At 70.3% G+C, this 5,317-nt stretch carries 4 protein-coding genes and 1 pseudogene; 1 reads left to right on the forward strand and 4 read right to left on the reverse strand.

Annotation, left to right across the window (positions count from 1 at the left end; all coding sequences use genetic code 11):
• Positions 1-317 (forward strand): annotated as a pseudogene (locus ACVNF4_RS32075) (hypothetical protein); the annotation flags it as partial.
• Positions 318-470: 153 nt separating this feature from the next.
• On the opposite strand, the gene sucD reads toward ACVNF4_RS32075, so the two are convergent.
• The 4 genes from sucD to ACVNF4_RS32095 all read right to left on the reverse strand — a co-directional run.
• Positions 471-1,355, reverse strand: coding sequence for a succinate--CoA ligase subunit alpha (sucD, locus tag ACVNF4_RS32080; protein WP_461806390.1), 885 nt, complete (start codon positions 1,353-1,355; stop codon positions 471-473).
• A 28-nt stretch (positions 1,356-1,383) separates the two neighbouring features.
• Entirely contained in the window at positions 1,384-2,562 is a 1,179-nt protein-coding gene (sucC, locus tag ACVNF4_RS32085; RefSeq protein ID WP_461806391.1) for an ADP-forming succinate--CoA ligase subunit beta, read from the reverse strand.
• A gap of 285 nt (positions 2,563-2,847) precedes the next feature.
• The gene (locus tag ACVNF4_RS32090) at positions 2,848-3,978 is read right to left on the reverse strand and encodes a VWA domain-containing protein (RefSeq protein ID WP_461806392.1); all 1,131 of its coding nucleotides are present in this window, start codon (positions 3,976-3,978) and stop codon (positions 2,848-2,850) included.
• A 221-nt stretch (positions 3,979-4,199) separates the two neighbouring features.
• On the reverse strand, positions 4,200-5,317 hold a 1,118-nt coding region (locus tag ACVNF4_RS32095), incomplete at its 5' end, for a DUF5682 family protein (protein WP_461806393.1).

Below are 5,317 nucleotides of genomic sequence, written 5' to 3' on the forward strand. Positions count from 1 at the left end.
ACGACACCGGCCAGAAGCGGGCCATCGTCGGGATCTCCGCGGGGACCGACCACACGTTCCCGTTCACCATCGACATCAAACTCGCGGACGTCGGCGGCCCGAGCGCCGGCCACGACCTGGTCACCGCGGTCCTCCCCGAGACCGTCCTCGGTCTCGCCACCCACTACGAACCCCCGGTCCCTCCGGGAGCGACGGTCAGCGGGGTCCCCCCTCGGCAGGCGCCGGGCCCCCTGTCCGACGCGGAGCTGACACTGCGGGCGAAGCTGCGGCAGGAGACGAGCCACGGCCCGGAGAGGCTGGTGCCGGAATCCAGATGACGACGCGGACCGGGTCTTCAGGGGCTGTGTCCATGTGCGGCTGCCGCCGCGCGGGCACGACCAGCCACGACGAACCCCCACGGCAAACGCTGATGGGCCCGCCCTCTGTCGAGGAACGGGCCCGTCAGCGTTCAGTCGGCCGAATGCTCAGCCTCAGGCGGAGAGGATCTCCCGCGCCAGCTTGGCCGTCTCGGTCGGCGTCTTGCCGACCTTGACGCCCGCGGCCTCCAGGGCCTCCTTCTTCGCCTGGGCAGTGCCGGACGAACCGGAGACGATGGCGCCGGCGTGGCCCATCGTCTTGCCCTCGGGCGCGGTGAAGCCCGCGACGTAACCGACGACCGGCTTCGTCACGTTCTTCGCGATGAAGTCCGCGGCACGCTCCTCGGCGTCGCCACCGATCTCACCGATCATCACGATCAGCTCGGTGTCGGGGTCGGCCTCGAACGCGGCGAGCGCGTCGATGTGCGTGGTGCCGATGATCGGGTCGCCACCGATGCCGACGGCGGTCGAGAAGCCGATGTCACGCAGCTCGTACATCATCTGGTACGTCAGCGTGCCGGACTTCGAGACCAGGCCGATGCGGCCCGGCTTGGTGATGTCGCCGGGGATGATGCCGACGTTGGACTGACCGGGCGTGATGATGCCGGGGCAGTTCGGGCCGATGATCCGGGTCTTGTTGCCCTTCTGGCCGGCGTACGCCCAGAAGTTCGCCGAGTCGTGCACGGCGATGCCCTCGGTGATCACGACGGCCAGCTCGATCTCGGCGTCGATCGCCTCGATGACGGCGTCCTTCGTGAACTTCTCCGGCACGAAGATGACGGTGACGTTGGCGCCCGTCGCCTTGATCGCCTCGGCGACCGTGCCGAACACGGGTACCTCGGTGCCGTCGAAGTCGACGGACGTGCCGGCCTTGCGCGGGTTCACGCCGCCCACGACGTTGGTGCCGTCGGCGAGCATCAGCTTGGTGTGCTTCTGCCCGGTGGCGCCGGTCATGCCCTGGACGATGACCTTGCTGTCCTTGTTGAGCCAGATAGCCATGGTGTGTCGGTGTCCTCGTCCTGAGTGCTTACTTGGCGGCGGCCAGCTCGGCGGCCTTGTCGGCCGCGCCGTCCATGGTGTCGACGCGCTGCACCAGCGGGTGGGCGGCGTCGGTGAGGATCTTGCGGCCCAGCTCGGCGTTGTTGCCGTCGAGGCGGACGACGAGCGGCTTGGAGACGTTCTCGCCGCGGTCCTCCAGGAGCTTCAGCGCCTGGACGATGCCGTTGGCAACCTCGTCACAGGCGGTGATGCCACCGAAGACGTTGACGAAGACGGACTTGACGTCCGGGTCGCCGAGGATGATCTCCAGGCCGTTCGCCATGACCTGGGCGGAGGCGCCACCGCCGATGTCCAGGAAGTTGGCGGGCTTCACGCCACCGTGGTTCTCACCGGCGTAGGCGACGACGTCGAGGGTGCTCATGACGAGACCCGCGCCGTTGCCGATGATGCCGACCTCGCCCTCAAGCTTGACGTAGTTGAGGCCCTTCTCCTTCGCCGCGGCCTCAAGCGGGTTCGCCGCGGCCTTGTCGTGGAGCTCCTCGAAGTCGGGGTGACGGAACTCGGCGTTGTCGTCCAGCGAGACCTTGCCGTCCAGCGCGATGACGTCACCGGAGGCGACCTTCGCCAGCGGGTTCACCTCGACGAGGAGGGCGTCCTCCTTGATGAAGGTGTCCCACAGCGTGACGAGGACGTCGGCGACCTTGTCCGCGACCTCGGCCGGGAACTTCGCGGCCTCGACGATCTCGCGGGCCTTCGCCGGGGTGACGCCCTCGATCGCGTCGATCGGCGTCTTGGCGACGGCCTCGGGACGCGTCTCGGCGACCTCCTCGATCTCCATGCCGCCCTCGACGGACGCGATGGAGAGGAAGGTGCGGTTCGCGCGGTCGAGGAGGAAGGAGACGTAGTACTCCTCCACGATCTCCGGCGCGGTCTCGGCGATCATCACCTTGTGGACCGTGTGGCCCTTGATGTCCATGCCGAGGATGTTGGTCGCGTGCTCGACCGCCTCGTCGGCGGTGGCGGCCAGCTTCACGCCGCCGGCCTTGCCGCGGCCACCGACCTTCACCTGAGCCTTGACGACGGACTTGCCACCGAGACGCTCGGTGGCTGCGCGGGCCGCCTCAGGCGTGTCGATGACTTCACCGGCCAGCACCGGTACATCGTGCTTGGCGAAGAGGTCCCTCGCCTGGTACTCGAACAGGTCCACGCGCTTCCGTCCCTATCAGTGATCTCGCGGTTCGTTGGATGCGTGGGCGTGCCGCGAAGGGCAACGTGACGACCGCATGTGTCACAAGCAGGGCGCACACGGTGTCCGAGCGCGCGGCATGTCCGTCTCGCAGGTTATCCCCGCCACCCGACCCCCTCTAAATCGCGAGTCACCCCTGAGCGGTGATACCTGTCACATGATGCCGCCGAAAGCGCTCTTCCTGGCACCGCGTGCCGCCGAGGGGCCCGGGCGGATGCGACGGCACCCACCCGGACCCCCGGCGACTCAGACCGCCTCCGGCACCGGCAGCGGTCGCCTCTCCAGCGCCGCCGCCATCACGTCGGGAAACAGTTCCGGGGTGCAGGCGAAGGCGGGCACTCCCAGCGCCGCGAGCGCGGCGGCCTGTTCCCGGTCGTAGGCCGGAGCCCCTTCGTCGGAGAGGGAGAGGAGGGCCACGAACTCGACGCCTGACGCCTTCATCGCGGCGACGCGCTTCAGCATCTCCCCTTTGATCCCTCCCTCGTAGAGGTCACTGATCAGGACGACGACGGTGTCGGCGGGCCGCTCGACGCGCGCCTGGCAGTACGCGAGCGCGCGGTTGATGTCGGTCCCGCCGCCGAGGCGCGTCCCGAAGAGGACGTCCACCGGATCGTCGAGCTGGTCGGTGAGATCCACGACCGACGTGTCAAATACGACGAGTCGCGTGCTGATCGTCCTCATGGACGCCAGCACCGCCCCGAACACCGCCGCGTACACCAGCGACGACGCCATCGAACCCGATTGATCCACGCATAGCATTACCCCCTTGTCGAGTGACTGTGCCGCCCGCCCGTATCCGACGAGCCGCTCCGGTACGACCGTCCCGTGGTCCGGGAGGTAGTGCCTGAGGTTGGCGGCGATGGTGCGGTTCCAGTCGATGTCGCGCGGGCGTGGCCGCCCCGTCCGCGCGCTGCGGTCGAGTGCTCCGCTCAGTGCGGCCCGGGTCCGCCCGGCGAGCCGCTCCTCCAGGTCCCTGACGACCTTGCGGACGACGGCTCTGGCCGTGTCCCGCGTGGTCTCCGGCAGGGCCCCGCCGAGCGAGAGCAGGGTGCCGACGAGATGCACGTCGGCCTCGACGGCCTCCAGCATCTCCGGCTCCAGCAGCAGGGACGCGAGACCGAGCCGGTCGACGGCGTCCCGCTGCATGACCTGGACGACCGGCGAGGGAAAGTACGTCCGTACGTCCCCCAGCCAGCGGGCGACCGACGGTGCGGACGCCCCGAGCCCCGCTCCCCTCCCCTGCCGCTCCCCCTCCTTTCCGTACAGGGCCCCCAGCGCACCGTCCATCCCCGCGTCTCTGCCGTCGAGCACGCATCCGGTTCCCTCCGCTTCCGCGCCCCCGAGCACGAGCCGCCATCTGCGCAGCCTCTCCGTCACCGTCCTTCACCTCCCCCTCGGTCGCCGCCCGGCCATTACCTGCTGGAATTTGCATGATGATTCGTCAATTGGTTTTATGAGTCGGGTAGTTGCCTGGTTTTTCGGCCCCTCACTCATCGATCGCTTCACCCTCCCTCATCGGTTCACGAATCCGCTCGCCAATTTCTCAGCCCTTGAAAATCTCTGCGGAATAAAGCCGAATCCCGCTAGCCTTCGCCCTTTCACACGCCGAGCAGCAGTCGTGCCACGGGGACGATCGCCTGGGCCCGGCCCGCGTCCAGCTCTTCGGCGAACCCGGTGACGCGCGTCCCCCGCCCGGCCGCGCTCCCCCGCCGCACCACCTCGCCGAGCGTCCGGCGCACGGCTGGTTCGAAGGCGGAGAACGTCCGTCTCAGCAGCGGCAGGACGTCGACGAACGCCTCCTCCGGGACCGCGGTCAGCCAGTTGTCGACGATCGCGAGGAGCCGTTCGTCATGGACGAGGAGCAGTCCGCCGCCCGCGCCCCCGCCGACGAACCCCTCGACCCAGTCGGCGGCCTCCTTCGGCGCGGTCCCCGGCGACAGGGCGAGCCCCATCCACCGGGCGGCCTCCTCCGGGCCGGCGTCCCCGCCGTCCAGCAGGAGGCGTGCCGCTCGGCCCCGGATCACGGCGGCGACGGTGTCCCGGGCGGCAAGGCCGCGCAGGACGCCGCGCCAGCGGGTGTCCAGGCCGACGGAGTGCGGAGCAGGGGTGTCCGGAGCGCTCCGGCCCTCCTCTCCCGTGCTCTCCCACTCGCTCTCCCGCTCGTTCTCCGCCAGCAGCGCCACCGCCCCGTGGACGGCGTCCACATGCCCGCGCATCTCGTTCGCCGCTTCGGTGTCGAGGCCCGTGCAGGCGGCGGGCAGGCCGACGCAGATCCGCAGGGCGAGGCCGGCGGCGACCTCGGCGAGGGCTCCGGTGTCCGTGCCCCGGACGTCCCCGTAGCGCAGGGAGCGGACGAGGGCGGGGAGCGCCTGGGCGAGGTGGCCGACGTCTCTGTCGAGGGCCGCGCGGTCGGCGAGGGCCCGCATCACCGCCGGGAGGGCGTCGGTCAGGCCGGCCAGGAGGCAGTGTTCGGCGAGGGCGGTGACTTCGGCGAGGGTCCGCGCGGCGACGGCGTCGGCCTCGGCCTTGGCGGTCGCGGCGGACGTCACCGTCGTCCCCCAGCCGCCCGCCTCGGCGACCCGGACGGCCAGTTCGGGTTCCCAGCGCAGCCACCAGGTCTCCCGGAAGGTGCCCGTGCCACCCGGCGTGCGCGCGGCGGTGCCCCAGTCGACGCCGAGCAGGCGCAGGCGGTGCAGGAGGCGGCTGCGCGCGGCGT

It is taken from the genome of Streptomyces sp. S6, from assembly GCF_054880855.1.

Bases quoted from the DNA above. Each gene is read 5' to 3' on its own strand.
- sucD (WP_461806390.1), bottom strand. From the start codon at position 1,355: ATGGCTATCTGGCTCAACAAGGACAGCAAGGTCATCGTCCAGGGCATG.